The organism is Streptomyces griseochromogenes (assembly GCF_001542625.1).
Taxonomy (GTDB): Bacteria; Actinomycetota; Actinomycetes; order Streptomycetales; family Streptomycetaceae; genus Streptomyces; species Streptomyces griseochromogenes.
Genome location: NZ_CP016279.1, coordinates 1,987,122 through 2,005,179 on the forward strand (window position 1 = coordinate 1,987,122; position 18,058 = coordinate 2,005,179).

18 protein-coding genes are annotated in these 18,058 nt (G+C 70.3%); 10 read left to right on the plus strand and 8 right to left on the minus strand.

The features are described 5' to 3' along the window. The first annotated feature begins 97 nt into the window (after window positions 1–97). The 4 genes from tsf to AVL59_RS09200 all read left to right on the plus strand — a co-directional run bounded on the left by tsf (window position 98) and on the right by AVL59_RS09200 (window position 3,792). Entirely contained in the window at window positions 98–934 is an 837-nt protein-coding gene (gene tsf / locus AVL59_RS09185) for a translation elongation factor Ts (RefSeq protein WP_067301370.1), read from the plus strand. 203 nt (window positions 935–1,137) lie between these two features. Further along, entirely contained in the window at window positions 1,138–1,896 is a 759-nt protein-coding gene (gene pyrH / locus AVL59_RS09190) for a UMP kinase (protein ID WP_067301373.1), read from the plus strand. A gap of 184 nt (window positions 1,897–2,080) precedes the next feature. Further along, a complete protein-coding gene (frr, locus tag AVL59_RS09195; RefSeq protein ID WP_067317050.1) occupies window positions 2,081–2,638 on the plus strand; it encodes a ribosome recycling factor in 558 nt (185 codons plus the stop codon). Continuing rightward, window positions 2,638–3,792, plus strand: a complete 1,155-nt coding sequence (locus AVL59_RS09200; protein ID WP_067301375.1) for a phosphatidate cytidylyltransferase — start codon at window positions 2,638–2,640, stop codon at window positions 3,790–3,792. The genes frr and AVL59_RS09200 overlap by 1 nt, the downstream gene beginning before the upstream one ends. A 74-nt stretch (window positions 3,793–3,866) precedes the next feature. Here the strand turns inward: AVL59_RS09200 and AVL59_RS09205 are convergent, their stop codons facing one another. Continuing rightward, window positions 3,867–4,652 carry an SMI1/KNR4 family protein gene (locus AVL59_RS09205; protein ID WP_067301378.1) on the minus strand — a complete coding sequence of 262 codons (786 nt, stop codon included), beginning with the start codon at window positions 4,650–4,652 and terminating at the stop codon, window positions 3,867–3,869. 167 nt (window positions 4,653–4,819) lie between these two features. Continuing rightward, window positions 4,820–5,074 carry a hypothetical protein gene (locus tag AVL59_RS09210; RefSeq protein WP_067301380.1) on the minus strand — a complete coding sequence of 85 codons (255 nt, stop codon included), beginning with the start codon at window positions 5,072–5,074 and terminating at the stop codon, window positions 4,820–4,822. A gap of 126 nt (window positions 5,075–5,200) precedes the next feature. Between AVL59_RS09210 and AVL59_RS09215 the strand changes: the two genes are divergently transcribed. From AVL59_RS09215 to AVL59_RS09235, 5 genes are all read left to right on the plus strand, one after another. Beyond that, window positions 5,201–5,449, plus strand: coding sequence for a hypothetical protein (locus AVL59_RS09215; RefSeq protein WP_067301382.1), 249 nt, complete (start codon window positions 5,201–5,203; stop codon window positions 5,447–5,449). Between the two features lie 82 nt (window positions 5,450–5,531). Next, on the plus strand, window positions 5,532–6,638 hold the full coding sequence (gene rlmN / locus AVL59_RS09220) for a dual-specificity RNA methyltransferase RlmN (RefSeq protein ID WP_067301384.1): 1,107 nt from the start codon (window positions 5,532–5,534) through the stop codon (window positions 6,636–6,638). A 225-nt stretch (window positions 6,639–6,863) separates the two neighbouring features. Next, a complete protein-coding gene (locus AVL59_RS09225) occupies window positions 6,864–7,934 on the plus strand; it encodes a thiamine ABC transporter substrate-binding protein (protein ID WP_067301386.1) in 1,071 nt (356 codons plus the stop codon). Window positions 7,935–7,975: 41 nt separating this feature from the next. After that, window positions 7,976–9,577, plus strand: a complete 1,602-nt coding sequence (locus AVL59_RS09230) for an ABC transporter permease (protein ID WP_067301389.1) — start codon at window positions 7,976–7,978, stop codon at window positions 9,575–9,577. Further along, entirely contained in the window at window positions 9,577–10,599 is a 1,023-nt protein-coding gene (locus AVL59_RS09235) for an ABC transporter ATP-binding protein (protein ID WP_067301391.1), read from the plus strand. The genes AVL59_RS09230 and AVL59_RS09235 overlap by 1 nt, the downstream gene beginning before the upstream one ends. Before the next feature lie 73 nt (window positions 10,600–10,672). On the opposite strand, the gene AVL59_RS09240 is transcribed toward AVL59_RS09235, so the two are convergent. The 6 genes from AVL59_RS09240 to AVL59_RS09265 all read right to left on the minus strand — a co-directional run bounded on the left by AVL59_RS09240 (window position 10,673) and on the right by AVL59_RS09265 (window position 16,410). Next, window positions 10,673–11,359: an LAETG motif-containing sortase-dependent surface protein gene (locus tag AVL59_RS09240; protein WP_208870339.1), complete on the minus strand. Its 687-nt coding sequence runs from the start codon at window positions 11,357–11,359 to the stop codon at window positions 10,673–10,675. Between the two features lie 314 nt (window positions 11,360–11,673). After that, complete coding sequence (locus tag AVL59_RS09245) at window positions 11,674–12,081, minus strand: VOC family protein (RefSeq protein WP_067301394.1); 408 nt, start codon at window positions 12,079–12,081, stop codon at window positions 11,674–11,676. 126 nt (window positions 12,082–12,207) lie between these two features. Beyond that, window positions 12,208–13,602, minus strand: coding sequence for a hypothetical protein (locus AVL59_RS09250; RefSeq protein ID WP_067301397.1), 1,395 nt, complete (start codon window positions 13,600–13,602; stop codon window positions 12,208–12,210). Next, a complete protein-coding gene (locus AVL59_RS09255; RefSeq protein WP_067301399.1) occupies window positions 13,584–14,327 on the minus strand; it encodes an ABC transporter ATP-binding protein in 744 nt (247 codons plus the stop codon). The genes AVL59_RS09250 and AVL59_RS09255 overlap by 19 nt, the downstream gene beginning before the upstream one ends. Window positions 14,328–14,524: 197 nt before the next feature. Beyond that, window positions 14,525–15,907 carry an aspartate aminotransferase family protein gene (locus AVL59_RS09260; protein ID WP_079146591.1) on the minus strand — a complete coding sequence of 461 codons (1,383 nt, stop codon included), beginning with the start codon at window positions 15,905–15,907 and terminating at the stop codon, window positions 14,525–14,527. Further along, window positions 15,892–16,410 (minus strand): Lrp/AsnC family transcriptional regulator, encoded by a 519-nt coding sequence (locus AVL59_RS09265; RefSeq protein ID WP_067301404.1) that lies wholly within the window; start codon window positions 16,408–16,410, stop codon window positions 15,892–15,894. Before AVL59_RS09265 ends, AVL59_RS09260 begins: the two co-directional genes overlap by 16 nt. Window positions 16,411–16,606: 196 nt before the next feature. On the opposite strand from AVL59_RS09265, the gene AVL59_RS09270 reads away from it, so the two are divergent. Then, window positions 16,607–18,046, plus strand: a complete 1,440-nt coding sequence (locus tag AVL59_RS09270) for a gamma-aminobutyraldehyde dehydrogenase (RefSeq protein WP_067301407.1) — start codon at window positions 16,607–16,609, stop codon at window positions 18,044–18,046. Window positions 18,047–18,058 lie beyond the last annotated feature (12 nt).

An 18,058-nucleotide genomic window follows, 5' to 3' on the forward strand; every position in this document is an offset into this window, starting at 1 on the left:
TAGGTCGGTACGGCGTCCGCGATCCGCGTCTACATGTGGACGGCACACTGATACCGATCTCCGTTCTCCCACGACTTCGAGAAAGACTCACAGACTCATGGCGAACTACACCGCCGCCGACGTCAAGAAGCTCCGTGAGCTGACCGGCGCCGGCATGATGGACTGCAAGAAGGCGCTGGACGAGGCCGAGGGCAACGTCGAGAAGGCCGTCGAGGCGCTCCGCATCAAGGGCCAGAAGGGCGTCGCCAAGCGCGAGGGCCGCGCCGCCGAGAACGGCGCCGTGGTCTCCATCATCGCCGACGACAACTCCTCCGGCGTCATCGTCGAGCTGAAGTGCGAGACGGACTTCGTCGCCAAGGGCGACAAGTTCCAGGCCGTGGCCAAGACCATCGCCGAGCACGTCGCCAAGACCTCCCCGGCCGACCTCGAGGCGCTGCTCGCCTCCGAGATCGAGGCCGGCAAGACCGTCCAGGCGTTCGTCGACGAGGCCAACGCCAACCTCGGCGAGAAGATCGTCCTGGACCGCTTCGCGCAGTTCGCCGACGGCTACGTCACCGCCTACATGCACCGCACGATGCCCGACCTGCCCCCGCAGATCGGTGTCCTCGTCGAGCTGGACAAGCCGAACGCCGAGGTCGCCAAGGGCATCGCGCAGCACATCGCCGCGTTCGCGCCGAAGTACCTCTCCCAGGCGGACGTCCCGGCCGACATCGTGGAGTCCGAGCGTCGTATCGCCGAGGAGACCACCCGCGCCGAGGGCAAGCCCGAGGCCGCGATCGCCAAGATCGTCGAGGGTCGTCTGAACGGCTTCTTCAAGGACGCCACGCTGCTCGGCCAGCCGTACGCGCTGGACAACAAGAAGTCGGTCCAGAAGATTCTGGACGAGGCCGGTGTCACCCTGAAGCGCTTCTCGCGCATCAAGGTCGGCATCTGAGTCCGTACGGCGATCGACGCGCGACCCGAGGAGAATTCTCGGTAGGGTCGACAGCAGTCGTCCGCGCACACCGCCACACCCAGGCATGTGGCGGACGGCAGCAGATCTGACGAGGAGGCCATTGCCGCGCATGGGAGCGAAAAGCGACCCCATCGGCAATGGCCTTCTTCGTATGTGCAACACGTGAAAGAGGCGGGATCTCCATGACCACCAAGGCCCAGAAGAGCGACGACGGCAAAGTACGCGGCCGGTTTCTGCTGAAGCTGTCCGGAGAGGCCTTCTCCGGTGGCGGGGGCCTGGGCGTGGATCCGGACGTGGTGCACAAGATCGCCCGCGAGATCGCGGCCGTCGTGCGCGACGGGGCGCAGGTCGCGGTCGTCATCGGCGGCGGCAACTTCTTCCGGGGCGCCGAGCTCCAGCAGCGCGGCATGGACCGTGCGCGCTCCGACTACATGGGCATGCTCGGCACCGTGATGAACTGCCTCGCCCTCCAGGACTTCCTGGAGAAGGAGGGCATCGACAGCCGGGTGCAGACCGCCATCACCATGGGCCAGGTCGCCGAGCCGTACATCCCGCTGCGCGCCGTGCGCCACCTGGAGAAGGGCCGCGTGGTCATCTTCGGCGCCGGTATGGGCATGCCGTACTTCTCCACCGACACCACCGCCGCCCAGCGGGCCCTGGAGATCGACGCCGAGGCGCTGCTCATGGGCAAGAACGGTGTGGACGGGGTCTACGACTCCGACCCCAAGACCAACCCCGACGCCGTCAAGTTCGACGCCCTCGGCTACGGCGAGGTCATCACCCGCGACCTCAAGGTCGCCGACGCCACCGCGATCACGCTGTGCCGCGACAACAAGCTGCCGATCCTCGTGTTCGAGCTGCTGGCGGAGGGCAATATCGCCCGCGCCGTCAAGGGTGAGAAGATCGGCACGCTGGTGGGTGACCAGGGCAGCCGGGCCTGACCGGCACACCCCCGTCGCCCGGGGTACGACACCTGTCCGGGGGACGGGCGGGACGCACCCTGGCCGGGGGATGGACAATGTCCTGCCGGTCGGGAACCGTGCAGGAAGAAGACGCGACGCAGCCGGCCGCCGCCCGATAGAGGAACCGCAGCCGGGCCTTACTCAAGACACGCAGGAGCAAGTGGTGATCGAAGAGACCCTCCTCGAGGCCGAGGAGAAGATGGAGAAGGCCGTCGTGGTCGCCAAGGAGGACTTCGCCGCGATTCGCACCGGTCGTGCGCACCCGGCGATGTTCAACAAGATCGTGGCCGACTACTACGGTGCCCCGACGCCGATCAACCAGCTGGCCTCGTTCTCCGTGCCGGAACCGCGCATGGCGGTCGTGACGCCGTTCGACAAGAGCGCGCTGCGCAACATCGAGCAGGCGATCCGCGACTCCGATCTGGGCGTCAACCCCAGCAACGACGGCAACATCATCCGGGTGGTCTTCCCCGAGCTGACCGAGGAGCGCCGCCGCGACTACATCAAGGTCGCCAAGGGCAAGGCCGAGGACGCCAAGGTGTCCATCCGCTCCGTGCGCCGCAAGGCCAAGGACGCCATCGACAAGCTGATCAAGGACGGCGAGGTCGGCGAGGACGAGGGCCGCCGTGCGGAGAAGGAGCTCGACGACACCACAGCCAAGTACGTGGCTCAGGTGGACGAGCTCCTCAAGCACAAGGAAGCGGAGCTGCTCGAAGTCTGATGAGCGACTCTTCCTGGGGAGTGCCGCCGCAATCCGGGTACTGGGGGCCCACTGAGCGTGGGCCTGTCCAGGGGGCTGCCCCGGCGGGTCCCACGTACGATGCGCCTCAGGCGCAGCAGACTCGCCCCATGCCCATCGTGCCCGACGTACCCGCGTATGGCGGAGACCAGGACGACGACCGGGGGGCCGCCCGGCTGGGTGGCCCCTTGTTCCGGGACGGGACGCCGCACCCGGCGCAGCTTCAGGCGCCGAACGCCACCCAGAGTCCAGCGCAGAATCTCTCGCAGAATCCGGAGCCCATGTCCGACGCCCCGCAGCCGGCGCCAGCGCCGCAGAAGAAGAGCGCGGGCCGTGACCTGAGCGCGGCCATAGGGGTCGGTGTCGGGCTCGGTGTGGTGATCGTCGCGTCGCTGTTCGTCCGCAAGGCCGTGTTCGTGGGCGTGGTCGCGGTCGCCGTGGTCGTGGGTCTGTGGGAGCTGACCAGCAGGCTCCAGGAGCGCAAGGGCATCAAGGCGCCGCTCGTGCCGCTCGCGGTCGGCGGTGCGGCGATGGTGGTCGCCGGGTATGTGCGGGGAGCCGAGGGCGCCTGGGTCGCCATGGCCCTGACCGCGCTCGCGGTTCTGGTCTGGCGGATGACCGAGCCGCCCGAGGGCTACCTCAAGGACGTCACGGCGGGCGTCTTCGCCGCGTTCTACGTGCCGTTCCTCGCCACGTTCGTCGCGCTCATGCTCACCGCCGACGACGGCCCCTGGCGCGTGCTCACCTTCCTGCTCCTGACGGTCGTGAGTGACACGGGTGCGTACGCCGTCGGCTGGCGCTTCGGCAAGCACAAGCTCGCACCGCGCATCAGCCCCGGCAAGACCCGTGAGGGCCTGCTCGGCGCGGTGCTGTTCGCCATGGTCGCGGGCGCGCTGTGCATGCAGTTCCTGATCGAGGGGGGCAGCTGGTGGCAGGGCCTGCTGCTGGGCCTCGCGGTGGCCGGCAGCGCCACCCTGGGCGACCTCGGCGAATCCATGATCAAGCGTGACCTGGGCATCAAGGACATGGGCACGCTGCTCCCCGGGCACGGAGGGATCATGGACCGGCTGGACTCGCTCCTGCCGACGGCTCCCGTGGTGTGGCTGCTGATGGTGATCTTCGTCGGCTCCGCGTGAGGGCCGTCCGCGTACGGCTTTCGGGCCTCGTCCTGCCGTGCGCGGGGCGGGGCCCTTTGTCGTAGGCCCTGGCCCTAGGCGTCGTCGGCGTCCCAGTCCGCCAGCGGCCGGCCCTCGGCGGTGGTGATCTCCAGCAGTGTGCAGCCCATCAGCCGTACGGCCGCGAAGAGGCGGTCGCGGACCTGTGTGCGGTCCTCGGGCGGGAAGGAGACGCGGATCTGGTGGCGGCCGGAGCGGTCGTAGGTGAGGTGCCAGTCCGGGCCGACGGTGGCGAAGTGGTCCTGGCCCCGCGCTCCGTCCTCGGACTGCCACGACCCCCGGTCCACGGTCGGGGCCAGCACATCGCGCAGGATCCGCAGCCGCTCGGCGTACGGCCGTGAGCCCTCGGACAGCCCTAGGCAGCGGTGCAGCCGGGGCCCGCAGCCGTTGAACCAGGGCGCCAGGTCGGGCTCCATGCCGGCCAGAACCTCTGAGCGCAACCGCCCCGTCACCCACTCCTCGACGAACCCGGCCGCACCCGGCGCGAACTCCTCCCGCCCGGCGCCCCGGCCCACGACCACCACCGGCCACTCCCCGGGGTCCCCCTCGGTACGCCAGCACAGCCGGTCGGCGTCCATCGTGCCGCCCCAGACGAGCAGGCCGTCGTACCACTCCAGGCCGTTGTGCGGACTCGTGCCGAACGGCGTGCGCAGATACAGGTAGTCGCAGAACTCGCCCCAGCCGTACGTCTCGGCCAGCAGCTTGTAGTCCGCGGGCAGCAGCACCCCGAGCCGCGCCTCGGCCTCGGCCCAGTCCCCGCGGGCGTCGACCGGGTCGCCGGGCGGGGGCACGGCCCGGGTGAGCGCGTCCAGACCCGTCACGGCAGCTCGACCCGGCGCGGAGCCCTCTCGGCCGACTCTCCGGTGCTGCGGACGTACGAGGTCTTCGCGGCAGGCATGCGCTCAGCGTAGGGAGCGGGCGGGGCCCGGCCAAGCGGGTTTCCGATACCCGAGGCACGAGACCTCCGGGGCTCTTGATTCCCAGGCGCTCAGCGGCGGCCTCGCCGGTCTTCGTAGGAGAGAAAGTAGCTCACCACGCTGAGCAAGCCGAAGATCCCCAGGCCGAAGGTGCCGAGAATCGTCCGGATCCCCTCGCCGTCCCACACGGAGCGCACCCCGCCGGCGAGCCCGCCGACGGCCATGCACACGCCGAGGACGGCGAAGTGCGGACTCCGGAGCCTCAGCCAGTGCCGCAGGTCCGGACGACGGCGCCCCGGCGAGGGCGGACCGGCGGAGTGTGCCATCGGTGCGTCACCCTTCCCGAGTACGGAATCCAGGGCATTGTCCTGCGGGAGGTGTGCGAGGCGTCACCCGGGGGCGACTGGCGCGTTCACAGGGGGAGCAGGCGAAAAGCCCTTCGAAGGATTCAGATGATCAAGTCTTCCCGGATCGCGGCCGTCACACTTCTCACTGTCGGCGGCCTCGCCCTGTCCGCGTCCAGCGCTTCGGCGGTCGCGCAGCACGTCGATTCCCTTCCGGCGGGCGGTACGCACCTGCCGCTGCCGCCCACGGTTTCCCAGCCCGACGGTTCGCCCACCGGCGCAATCCTGTACAGCGTCGCGGATCCCATCGGCTTCGGGCCGCTCAACGTCGGCATCCCCGCACTGGGCGTGCTGTAGGCGGGCCGCACCCGGTCCGGGCGGGCCCGCCCGAGACCGAGGCTCCGGAGCAGCGGATTCGATCTGCGACACTGATACAGCCATGCCTAAGCCCGGAGAACTCACTTTCGTCGCCCCGCGCGGAGCCAAGAAGCCGCCGCGGCACCTTGCCGACCTCACGCCCGCCGAGCGCAAGGACGCGGTGGCCGAGATCGGTGAGAAGCCGTTCCGTGCCAAGCAGCTCGCGCAGCACTACTTCGCGCGGTACGCGCACGACCCCGAGCAGTGGACCGACATCCCGGCCGGCTCGCGGGAGCGGCTGCGCGAGGCGCTGTTCCCGGAGCTGATGACCGTCGTACGGCATCTGTCGACCGACGAGGGGACGACCCGTAAGACGCTGTGGCGGCTCTTCGACGGCACGCTCGTCGAGTCGGTGCTGATGCGGTACCCGGACCGGGTGACCATGTGCATCAGCTCACAGGCGGGGTGCGGGATGAACTGCCCGTTCTGCGCGACCGGGCAGGCGGGGCTCGACCGGAATCTGTCGACCGCCGAGATCGTGCATCAGATTGTCGACGGCATGCGGGCTCTGCGGGACGGAGAGGTTCCCGGCGGGCCGGCGCGGTTGTCCAACATCGTCTTCATGGGGATGGGCGAGCCGCTCGCCAACTACAAGCGGGTGGTGGGCGCCATCCGGGCGCTCACCGATCCCGCCCCGGACGGGCTCGGGCTCTCCCAGCGCGGCATCACCGTGTCGACCGTCGGACTCGTCCCGGCCATCCACCGGTTCGCCGACGAGGGCTTCAAGTGCCGGCTGGCGATCTCCCTGCACGCCCCCGACGACGAGCTGCGCGACACCCTCGTCCCCGTGAACACGCGGTGGAAGGTGCGCGAGGTGCTGGACGCCGGGTTCGAGTACGTCGAGAAGTCCGGGCGCCGGCTGTCCATCGAGTACGCCCTCATCCGCGACATCAACGACCAGGCCTGGCGCGGTGACCGGCTCGGGCGGCTGCTCAAGGGCAGGCCCGTGCACGTCAACCTCATTCCGCTGAACCCGACGCCGGGTTCGAAGTGGACCGCCTCGCGGCCGGAGGACGAGAAGGCGTTCGTGGAAGCGATCGCCGCCCACGGGGTGCCGGTCACCATCCGGGATACGCGCGGGCAGGAGATCGACGGGGCGTGTGGTCAGCTCGCGGCCACCGAGCGGTAATCTGGCCGAGTTCCATCGCATCTCATCACATCTTCATATTCCGACAGGGGAGCGCCACAGCGCTGAGAGTGCGGCAATCGGGCCGCAGACCCTCTGAACCTCGCCCAGGTCATTCTGGGTAGGAAGTTCGGTCTTCACTCATGCTGTTGCGCCCTGCCCGGATTCCTCTCGGAAGGACCGGGCGGGGCCGCGTTCTTCCTGGCCAACCCCCAGGAGGACATTCACGTGCACACCAAGACCCTCGTGGCCGCGGCGGTCGGCCTCGGCCTGCTCACCCTGTCCGCGTGCGGATCGACCGACACCAAGGGTGCTGCGGACTCCAAGACCGTGACCCTCGTCAGCCACAACTCGTGGGCCGTGTCGAAGAACGTGCTCAAGGACTTCGAGAAGCAGTCCGGGTACAAGGTCAAGGTCCTGGAGGACGGCGACGCGGGCCAGGCCGTCAACAAGGCGATCCTGACCAAGGACAACCCGCAGGGCGACGTCTTCTTCGGCGTCGACAACACCTTGCTGTCCAGAGCCCTCGACAACGGCCTGTTCCAGCCGTACGCGGCGAAGGGGCTCGACACGGTCGGCGCCGGCTACCAGCTCGACCAGGGCCGGCACCGGGTCACGCCGGTGGACTACGGCGACATCTGCGTCAACTACGACAAGGCCTACTTCAGCGAGCACAAGCTGGCCCCGCCGCAGACCTTCGCCGACCTCGTCAAGCCCCAGTACAAGAACCTCCTCGTCACCGAGAACGTGGCCACCTCCTCGCCCGGCCTCGGCTTCCTGCTCGGTAGTGCCGCGCAGTACGGCGACGGCTGGCAGGGCTACTGGAAGAAGCTCAAGGACAACGGCGTCAAGGTCGTGGACGGCTGGGAGCAGGCCTACTCCCAGGAGTTCTCCGGCTCTTCCGAGGGCAGGAAGGCGGGCGGCGACCGGCCGCTCGTGGTGTCGTACGCCTCCTCCCCGCCCGCCGAGGTGATCTACGCCAAGAAGCGGCCCGGCACCGCGCCGACCGGCGTCGCGACCGGCACCTGCTTCCGGCAGATCGAGTTCGCCGGGCTGCTGAGCAATGCCAGGAACACCAAGGGCGGCAAGGCGTTCATCGACTTCCTGCTCTCCAAGGAGTTCCAGCAGGACATGCCGCTGAACATGTTCGTGTACCCGGTGGTGAAGGGCGCCGCGGTGCCCGCCGACTTCACCAAGTACGGGCCGGCCGCCAAGAACCCCGAGACGCTGGCCCCCGCCAGGATCGCCGCCAACCGCGACCAGTGGATCAAGTCGTGGACGTCGCTCGTACTGAGGTAGCCGAGGGGCGCAGGCGTGGGAGCGCGGCGCGGCTCGGGCTCATGGCCCTGCCCGTCGCGTTCTTCGCCGTGTTCTTCGCCTGGCCCGTGGCCGCGATCGTCGCGCGCGGGCTGAAGGTGGGCGGCGTCTGGCAGTTCGGGCGGATGGCGGACGTCGTCGCACAGCCGGACATCCGGCACGTGCTGTGGTTCACCACCTGGCAGGCGCTCGCCTCCACCGCGCTCACCCTGCTGCTCGCCCTGCCCGCCGCCTATGTCTTCGCCCGTCTGGACTTCCCCGGCAAGCAGGTGCTGCGGGCCGTCGTCACGGTCCCGTTCGTGCTGCCCACCGTCGTCGTCGGCACCGCCTTTCTGGCGCTGGTCGGGCGCGGCGGGCTGCTGGACGAGCTGTGGGGCGTACGGCTGGACACCACCGTGTGGGCGATCCTGCTGGCGCACGTCTTCTTCAACTACGCGGTCGTCGTCCGTACGGTCGGCGGGCTGTGGGCCCAGCTGGACCCCCGGCAGGAGCAGGCCGCCCGGATGCTCGGCGCCTCGCCCCTGCGGGCCTGGCGGAAGGTGACTCTGCCCGCCCTCGCGCCCGCCGTGGCCGCCGCCGCGCTGATGGTGTTCCTGTTCACCTTCACGTCCTTCGGCGTGGTGCAGATCCTCGGCGGGCCCACCTTCTCCACCCTCGAAGTGGAGATCTACCGCCAGACCTCCGAGGTCTTCGACCTGTCCACGGCAGCGGTCCTCACCCTCGTCCAGTTCGTCGCGGTGGGCGCGATCCTCGCCGTGCACGCCTGGACGGTGCGGCGGCGGGAGACCGCCCTGCGCCTCGTCGACCCGAAGGCCACCGCCCGCCGCCCGCGCGGCGCCGGGCAGTGGGCGCTGCTCGCCGGGGTCCTCGCCACCATCGCCCTGCTCCTCGTCATGCCGCTCGCCGTGCTCGTACGGCGCTCCTTGGACGCGCCCGGCCTCGGCTACTACCGGGCGCTGACGAACGCCGACGGCGGCACCTTCCTCGTGGCTCCGCTGCACGCCGTGTGGACCTCCCTTCAGTACGCCGTCGCCGCCACCGCCATCGCCGTGCTGATCGGAGGCCTCGCCGCCGCCGCACTGGCCCGCCGGGACGCGGGACGGCTGGTGCGCGGCTTCGACGCGCTGCTGATGCTGCCGCTCGGCGTCTCCGCGGTGACGGTCGGCTTCGGCTTCCTGATCGCGCTGGACAAGCCGCCGCTGGACCTGCGCCAGTCCTGGATCCTGGTACCGCTCGCGCAGGCGCTGGTGGGCGCCCCCTTCGTCGTACGGACCATGCTGCCGGTGCTGCGGGCGGTGGACGGACGGCTCCGGGAGGCGGCTGCCGTGCTCGGGGCCTCGCCCTGGCGGGTGTGGCGGGAGGTCGATCTGCCGCTGGTGCGCAGGGCGCTGCTGATCGCGGCCGGGTTCGCCTTCGCCGTGTCGCTGGGGGAGTTCGGGGCGACCGTGTTCATCGCGCGGCCGGACAACCCGACGCTCCCGGTGGCCGTGGCCCGGCTGCTGAGCCGGCCCGGGGACCTCAACTACGGGCAGGCGATGGCCCTGTCGACGATTCTGATGCTGGTGTGCGCGGCCTCCCTGCTCGTCCTGGAGCGGCTGCGCACCGACCGGACGGGGGAGTTCTGATGCTGCTGAGCCTTCGGTCCGCGACCGTGCGCTTCGGCGGGCGGCCCGTGCTCGACGCGGTCGGCCTCGACATCACCGAGCACGAGGTGGTGTGTGTGCTCGGGCCCAGCGGCAGCGGGAAGTCGACGTTGCTCAGGGCGGTGGCCGGGCTGCAGCCCCTGGACTCGGGACGGGTGCTGCTCGACGGCCGCGACCAGGCGGGCGTGCCCGCGCACCGGCGGGGCGTGGGGCTGATGTTCCAGGACCACCAGCTCTTCCCGCAGCGGGACGTCGGCGGCAATGTGGCCTTCGGGCTGCGGATGCACGGGGTGCCGAGGGGCGAACGGGACGCCGAGGTCGGGCAGTTGCTGGAGCTGGTCGGGCTGCCGGGGGCCGCCCGGCGGGCCGTGGCCGCGCTGTCCGGCGGTGAGCAGCAGCGGGTGGCTCTCGCCCGGGCGCTGGCGCCCCGGCCCCGGCTGCTCATGCTCGACGAGCCGCTCGGCCAGCTCGACCGCTCGCTGCGCGAGCGGCTCGTGGTCGAACTGCGCGAACTGTTCGGCCGGTTGGGTACGACCGTGCTCGCCGTGACCCACGACCAGGGCGAGGCCTTCGCGCTGGCCGACCGGGTGGTGGTGATGCGGGACGGGCGCATCGCCCAGTCCGGGACGCCGCTGGAGGTCTGGCAGCGGCCCGCCGACGAGTTCGTGGCCCGCTTCCTCGGCTTCGACAACGTGGTCGCGGCCACCGTCGCGGACAAGGTCGCGAACACCCCGTGGGGCAAGCTGCCGGTGCCCGAGGGCTCGCCCCAGGGCAACCGCCCGCTGCTCGTCCGGCCCGCCGGAGTCCGGCTCGTGGCGGCCGACGGAGGCCTGCCGTGCACGGTGACCGCCCGCACCTTCAAGGGCACCCACGTGGCCGTCCGTCTGCAGCCCCGGGACGGCGGCCCGCTTCTTGAGGCGGCCTGCGCGCTCCGGGACGCGCCGGAGACCGGGGCCGAGGTGGGGACCGAGTTCGACGAGGCGGAGATCGTCGTGCTCGGCTGAGCACGAACGCGGCCCGCCCCCGGGGATACGGGGACGGGCCGCGGTGCTGTACGACTGGGTGCGAAGTGCGGCGTCAGCCGCCGTTCTTCGCGCCACGGCGGCGCATGCCGAAGTAGACCGCGCCACCGCCGATGACGACCAGGGCGCCGGCGAGACCGGCGATCAGACCGGTGTTGGAGTTGGCACCGGTCTCGGCGAGGTTCGAGTCACCGGCCGCCGGGGACGGCGCGTTGCTCGACGTGCCCGCCGGGGCGGTGCTGCTCTCGGAGGACGACGGAGTCGGGGTCGCGGTCTTGGCCGGGGCGGACTTGGACGGCGACGGCGTGGCCGACGGCGTGGGAGTCGGGGACTCCTTCTTCTTGCAGGCCGTGGCAGGGGTCACCAGGTTGGGCTTGATGTCGTCGTCGACGGTCTTGCCCGCCGTGACGTGGATGCGGTAGGTCGCGTTGGGCTTCCACTTCTCGGCGAAGGTCACCGTGGTGCCCGCGGCCGAGCCCTTGATGTCCTGCGGCTCGCCCACCTGCTTGTCGTCGGCACCGTTGTTCTCCAGGAACACGGTGATGGTGGCCGGGGTCCCGGCGGCGTCCTTGTCGGTGACGACGATGACACCCTTGTTTCCGTCGCACTGGGCTTCGGCGGAGAACTCACGGATGTCGCACGCCATCGCGGTGCTGGACAGACCCAGCGCCAGCGCGGCGGACGCGGAGGCAACACCCAGGATGCGCAGGGAACGGTGTGCGTTGCGGCGAGTTATGGACACGTTTGTCCTTTACAGAGTGCATAACTGCGGGGGGCTGAGGGAGAGATGGGACGACGTGGGAGGTGAAGTCCCAGCACCCCCAAGAGGCTCACAGGTTTATAAGCGCTCCGTAAGAAGTGTCAACGCATATGCCCGCACGGGCCGTTGGCTTTACCCGCTTATTAATTGCAGAGACGTTTCAACGCCTTCGGAGGCTGCTCGATCCGGTCAACGAGGGCGATACGGGACTCCCTCGCCCTCGGGCGGGCGAGCCGTGTCGGGCGGGTGCCGGATGCACCCGCCCGTGCCGGGCGCCGACGTTCGGCACGCGAGGGTCAGCCCTGGACCGCCGCCGGGTCCATCCACGTGACCTCCCAGGTGTGGCCGTCGAGGTCGTCGAAGGCCCGGCCGTACATGAAGCCGTGGTCCTGGGGCTCGCCGTGGGCGGTGCCCCCGGCCGCGATCGCCCTGTCCACCAGCTCGTCCACCTTCTCGCGGCTCTCGGCGCTCAGACACAGCAGCACCTCGCTGGACTTGGTCGAGTCCACGATCTCCTTCCCGGTGAACCGGGCGTAGTGGCCGCGGGTCATGAGCATCGCGATGATCGTGTCGCTGATCACTACGCAGACGCAGTCGTCGGTGCTGAACTGCGGGTTGATGCCGTAGCCCAGCTCCGTGAAGAACTTCTTCGTGGCGGGGACGTCGCTGGTGACCAGGTTCACGAAGATCATCTGCTGGTACATGGGGCTCTCCCTCGGGGTCCGTGCGCTTGCTGCCGTTCGGTGGGGTAGACGCCGGGCCCGCGCGGAACTCATCGGCGGCCGCGGAACTTTTTTCCCGCGACTCTCGCGCGTCTCGCGTACGACGTCTCAGCGGGCCCGCGGCAGCGCCGCCAGGTCGGCGACCACGAGGGTGAACGGGCCGAACAGGGCGAGCAGGGCGGCCGCGCGCAGGGCCGCGGCACGGCGCAGCATCGTGGCCGGAGCGCCGAGGCGCAGCAGGGCGGCGGTGGTGTCGGCGCGGCTCTGACGGGCCTCGACGGCCGCCGTCAGCAGGGTCGCCACCGTGCATCCGGTGACCAGGAGCGAGCCCAGGGTGGTGAGCGGGCCGAAGTCGGGTGCGGGACCTTCGTACAGGACGGTCATGGCGTAGGCGGCGGACGCCACCGCGCAGACCACGCCGAGGGGACGGCCGATCCGGGTGGCCTCCGCCATGAGGACCCGGCCGGCCAGGAGGCGGAGCGCGGCCGGGCGGCCGGACTGCAGCAGCCGGCCGCAGAGGTCGGTGAGGCCGGGGGAGACGAGCACGAGGCCGGCGCCGATGATGATCCAGCCGATCAGTACGGCGGCGTCGGAGGGCAGGTCGGTGAAGGTCCGCACGGGAGCGGAACGGCTCGCGTAGGCCAGCACGGTCATTCCCGCGGCGAGCGTGGCGACACCCCAGGGCAGACCGGTCACCGCGCGGCTCGGCCGGCCGCCCGGGACGGCGTCGCTCCAGCCGCTGTCCGGGGCCGGGGGCTCGGCCACGGCGTCCGGGCCCGCGGGGCCGTCCTCCGCGCGGTCTCCGGCGGGTCGCGTTCCGTCGTCGCCCTGCGCGCTCGCCGCGTCGGAGCCACGGCCCTCCGTACGGCTGCCCCGCGTCCCGGACCGCGCGCCGAATCTCCCGTACGCCCCGAAGGTCTCCCTCTTCTGCGGCCGGCCCTGCGCGCCGCAGCGGCCGAGGGCGAGGGCGTGCCGCCCGGTGGGCGGGCGGTGGTTTCGCGGGCGCAGGGCGAGGACCACCGTCGCCGTCGCGACCGCCGGGAGCAGGGCCAGCAGGGTCAGTGTGGCCGGGAGGGGGAGGGGCTGGTCCGTCACCAGGAAACCGGCCGCCGCACCGTCGAGGGGCAGTCCCGTCAGGTCGCCGCGCAGTTGCAGGAAGAGCAGCAGCGCCAGCAGCGAGCCCAGGGCACAGGACAGGGCCGTGGTCAGCGCCGAGATCGCCATCAGACGGGCCGGACCGAGGCCGACCGCCGACAGGCCGGGGCGCGGCCGGGTGCCGGGGTCCGTGCGGGCCACCGCGAGCGCGAAGTGCGCCGCGGCCGCGAGCGGTACCAGGCACCAGGCCAGGCGCAGCGCGGCGGCGCCCGGCGTCTCGGGATGGCCCATCGCGTAGCCGAGGCTGGACAGCAGGAGGAAGCCGGTGCCGGCCGAGGCCACGGCCACCAGGAGGCGGCGCAGCTGTACGGCAGGCCGGGCCGCGTGGGTCAGACGGAGAGCGAGCACGCGGCGGCCCGGCCTTCCGCCTCCGGGAGGTCCGGCAGATGCACGGTCTTCACACACCGCCCGTCCAGCAGGCAGACCGTGCGGTCGACGAGGGGCGCGATCTCGGAGTCGTGCGTGGCCATGACGACGGTGATGCCGTGCGAGCGGGCCGCCGTGGTCAGGGTGCGCAGCACCGGTGTGCGGTCGGCGCGGTGCAGCGGGGCCGACGGCTCGTCCGCGAAGAGGACCGTGGGCCCGGAGGCGAGCGCACGGGCGATGGCGACGCGCTGGCGTTCGGACTGCCGCAGCTCGTGCGGGCGCCTGCGGACCTGTTCGCCGACGTCGAGGCGCTCCAGCCACTCCAGGGCGGCCACCTTGGCCCGGCGGCGGCCGGTGCCGCGCAGCATCAGCGGGAGGGCGGCGTTCTCCCAGACGTTGAGCTCCGGGACGAGCGCGGGGGCCGGGTCGATCCAGCCGAACCGGTCGCGGCGCAGCTGCTCACGGGCCACCGGCCCCATCGTGTGCACCGGCGCACTGTTGAACCAGACCTCGCCGCGCTCCGGCGTGACCTGCCCGGACAGACACCGCAGCAACGTGGTCTTGCCGCTGCCGCGCGGCCCGCTGACGGCGACGATCTCGCCCTCGCGTACGCCGAGCGAGGCCCCGGCGAGACCGGGCGAACCGTCCTGGTGCCTGAAGTGCAGCGAGCGTGCCCAGAGCACATCGTTGTCCGGCGGAGCCTCCATGGGCGTACACCTCGGTTCTGATCCGTATATCCGTGCCTGATCCCCCGTCCGGGGGAACGAAGGCTCGGCCGATCGGTCACTGGAACGCTAGGCAGCCGGGACGGAGAGCCCGGACAGCACACGGCCCCGGGCTGCCGTTCTCACTCGAACGGGCGGCGCCGGGGCCGGTGCTGATCAGCTGATCAGAGGTATGCGGATCAGAGCTTGGTCCACGCCTCGGTCAGCGTCGCGCGCAGGATCTGCTCGATCTCGTCGAAGGTCTCCTGGTTGGAGATCAGCGGCGGGGCGAGCTGGATGACCGGGTCACCGCGGTCGTCGGCACGGCAGTACAGGCCGTTCTCGAAGAGCGCCTTGGAGAGGAAGCCGTACAGGACGCGCTCGGTCTCCTCCTCGTTGAAGGACTCCTTGGTGTTCTTGTCCTTCACCAGCTCGATGCCGTAGAAGAAGCCGTTGCCGCGGACGTCGCCGACGATCGGCAGGTCGTGCAGCTTCTGCAGGGTCTGCAGGAAGGCGCCCTCGTTGTCCAGCACGTGCTGGTTGAGGTTCTCGCGCTCGAACAGGTCGAGGTTGGCGAGACCCACGGCCGCCGACACCGGGTGACCACCGAAGGTGTAGCCGTGCAGGAAGGTGTTGTCGCCCTTGTAGAAGGGCTCGGCGATCCTGTCGGAGACGACGCAGGCGCCGATCGGGGAGTAGCCCGAGGTCATGCCCTTGGCGCAGGTGATCATGTCCGGGACGTAGCCGAACTTGTCGCAGGCGAACATCGTGCCCAGGCGGCCGAAGGCGCAGATGACCTCGTCCGAGACGAGCAGCACGTCGTACTTGTCGCAGATCTCGCGCACGCGCTGGAAGTAGCCGGGCGGGGGCGGGAAGCAGCCGCCGGCGTTCTGTACGGGCTCCAGGAAGACCGCGGCGACGGTGTCCGGGCCCTCGAAGAGGATCTCCTGCTCGATCTGGTCGGCGGCCCAGCGGCCGAAGGCCTCCGGGTCGTCGCCGAAGAGCGGGGCGCGGTAGATATTGGTGTTGGGCACCTTGTGCGCGCCCGGCACCAGCGGCTCGAAGGGGGCCTTCAGGCCCGGCAGGCCGGTGATGGACAGGGCGCCCTGCGGGGTGCCGTGGTAGGCGACCGCACGGGAGATGACCTTGTACTTGGTCGGCTTGCCCTGCAGCTTGAAGTACTGCTTGGCGAGCTTCCAGGCGGTCTCGACGGCCTCGCCGCCGCCGGTGGTGAAGAAGACCTTGTTCAGGTCGCCCGGGGCGTAGTCGGCGATGCGCTCGGCCAGCTCCACGGCCTTCGGGTGGGCATAGGACCACACCGGGAAGAACGCCAGCTCCTGGGCCTGCTTGAAGGCGGTCTCGGCGAGCTCCGTGCGGCCGTGACCGGCCTGGACCACGAACAGGCCCGCGAGACCGTCGAGGTAGCGCTTGCCCTTGTCGTCGTAGATGTAGGTGCCCTCGCCCCGGACGATGGTCGGGACGGGAGAGTTCTCGTACGAGGACATGCGGGTGAAGTGCATCCACAAGTGGTCGTACGCGGTGCGGCTGAGGTCCTTCTGGGTCACGGTTATCGGGTTCCCCACATGTAGGTCTGCTTCTTGAGCTTCATGTAGACGAAACTCTCGGTGGAGCGCACGCCGGGAAGGGCCCGGATGCGTTTGTTGATGACGTCCAGCAGGTGGTCGTCGTCCTCGCAGACGATCTCGGCGAGGATGTCGAACGAGCCCGCGGTCATCACCACGTACTCGACTTCCGACATGCCGGTCAGCGCGTCCGCGATCGACTCGACATCGCCCTCGACGTTGATCCCGACCATCGCCTGCCTGCGGAAGCCCACGGTGAGCGGGTCCGTGACGGCGACGATCTGCATCACGCCCTGGTCCAGCAGCTTCTGGACGCGCTGGCGCACGGCCGCCTCGGACAGGCCGACGGCCTTGCCGATCGCGGCGTACGGCCGGCGGCCGTCCTCCTGGAGCTGCTGAATGATGGCGAGGGAGACGGCATCCAGCGTCGGGGTGCCGTTCCTGGACTCGCGGGACGAGTCCCTCTGGTCTGCGCTTCGACTGGCCACGACCTCACTGTGCACGACGTCTCGACAGTTTCGCAAGGCCCCGGCGATGAAATTCGTTGTTTTCGATCCCGAGACTTGCGGATTTCGCAGAAGCGGTGGCGGTGGGGGTGTTGAAAACGTGAGTCCGGAGACTAGGGTTGGGGTGTCTCAGAGACTGGACAGCCGGACAGCTGGACAGCTCGAACCCTTGAACCAGATCAGGAGGCCGGCAGTGAGCACCGAGCTGCGTCGTCTGCGCAACTACATCGACGGTGAGTTCCGGGACGCCGCCGACGGACGGACCACCGAGGTGGTCAACCCCGCGACGGGCGAGGCGTACGCCACCGCTCCACTGTCCGGGCAGGCGGACGTGGACGCCGCGATGACGGCCGCCGCCGCGGCCTTCCCGGCCTGGCGCGACACGACCCCCGCCGAGCGCCAGAAGGCCCTGCTGAAGATCGCGGACGCGTTCGAGGAGCGGGCCGAGGAACTGATCGCGGCCGAGGTGGAGAACACGGGCAAGCCGACCGGGCTGACCCGCTCCGAGGAGATCCCGCCGATGGTCGACCAGATCCGCTTCTTCGCGGGCGCGGCCCGGCTGCTGGAGGGCCGCTCGGCCGGTGAGTACATGGACGGGATGACGTCGATCATCCGCCGTGAGCCGGTCGGCGTCTGCGCCCAGGTCGCTCCCTGGAACTACCCGATGATGATGGCCGTGTGGAAGTTCGCCCCGGCGATCGCCGCGGGCAACACGGTCGTCCTCAAGCCCTCGGACACGACCCCCGCCTCCACCGTCCTGATCGCCGACATCATCGGCTCGATCCTGCCCAAGGGTGTCTTCAACGTCATCTGCGGCGACCGCGAGACCGGCCGTCTGATGGTCGAGCACGACACCCCGGCGATGGCCTCCATCACCGGCTCCGTACGCGCCGGCATGTCCGTCGCCGAGTCGGCCTCCAAGGACCTCAAGCGGGTCCACCTGGAGCTGGGCGGCAAGGCGCCGGTCGTCGTCTTCGAGGACACCGACATCGCCAAGGCCGTCGAGGACATCTCGGTGGCGGGCTTCTTCAACGCCGGCCAGGACTGCACGGCCGCGACCCGCGTCCTCGTCCAGGAATCCATCCACGACGAGTTCGTGGCGGCGCTCGCCAAGGCGGCCGCCGAGACGAAGACGGGCCAGCCGGACGACGAGGACGTGCTCTTCGGCCCCCTGAACAACCCGAACCAGCTCAAGCAGGTCTCCGGCTTCATCGAGCGCCTGCCCGCGCACGCCAAGGTCGAGGCGGGCGGCCACCAGGTCGGCGACAAGGGCTACTTCTACGCCCCGACCGTCGTCTCCGGCCTCAAGCAGGACGACGAGATCATCCAGAACGAGGTCTTCGGCCCGGTCATCACCGTCCAGTCCTTCTCGGGCGAGGAGCAGGCCGTCGAGTGGGCCAACGGCGTCGAGTACGCCCTCGCCTCCTCGGTGTGGACCAAGGACCACGGCCGCGCGATGCGCATGTCCAAGAAGCTGGACTTCGGCTGCGTGTGGATCAACACCCACATCCCGCTGGTCGCCGAGATGCCCCACGGCGGCTTCAAGAAGTCCGGCTACGGCAAGGACCTGTCGGCGTACGGGTTCGAGGACTACACGCGGATCAAGCACGTGATGACGTCCCTGGACGCGTAGCGCTCCGCCGGT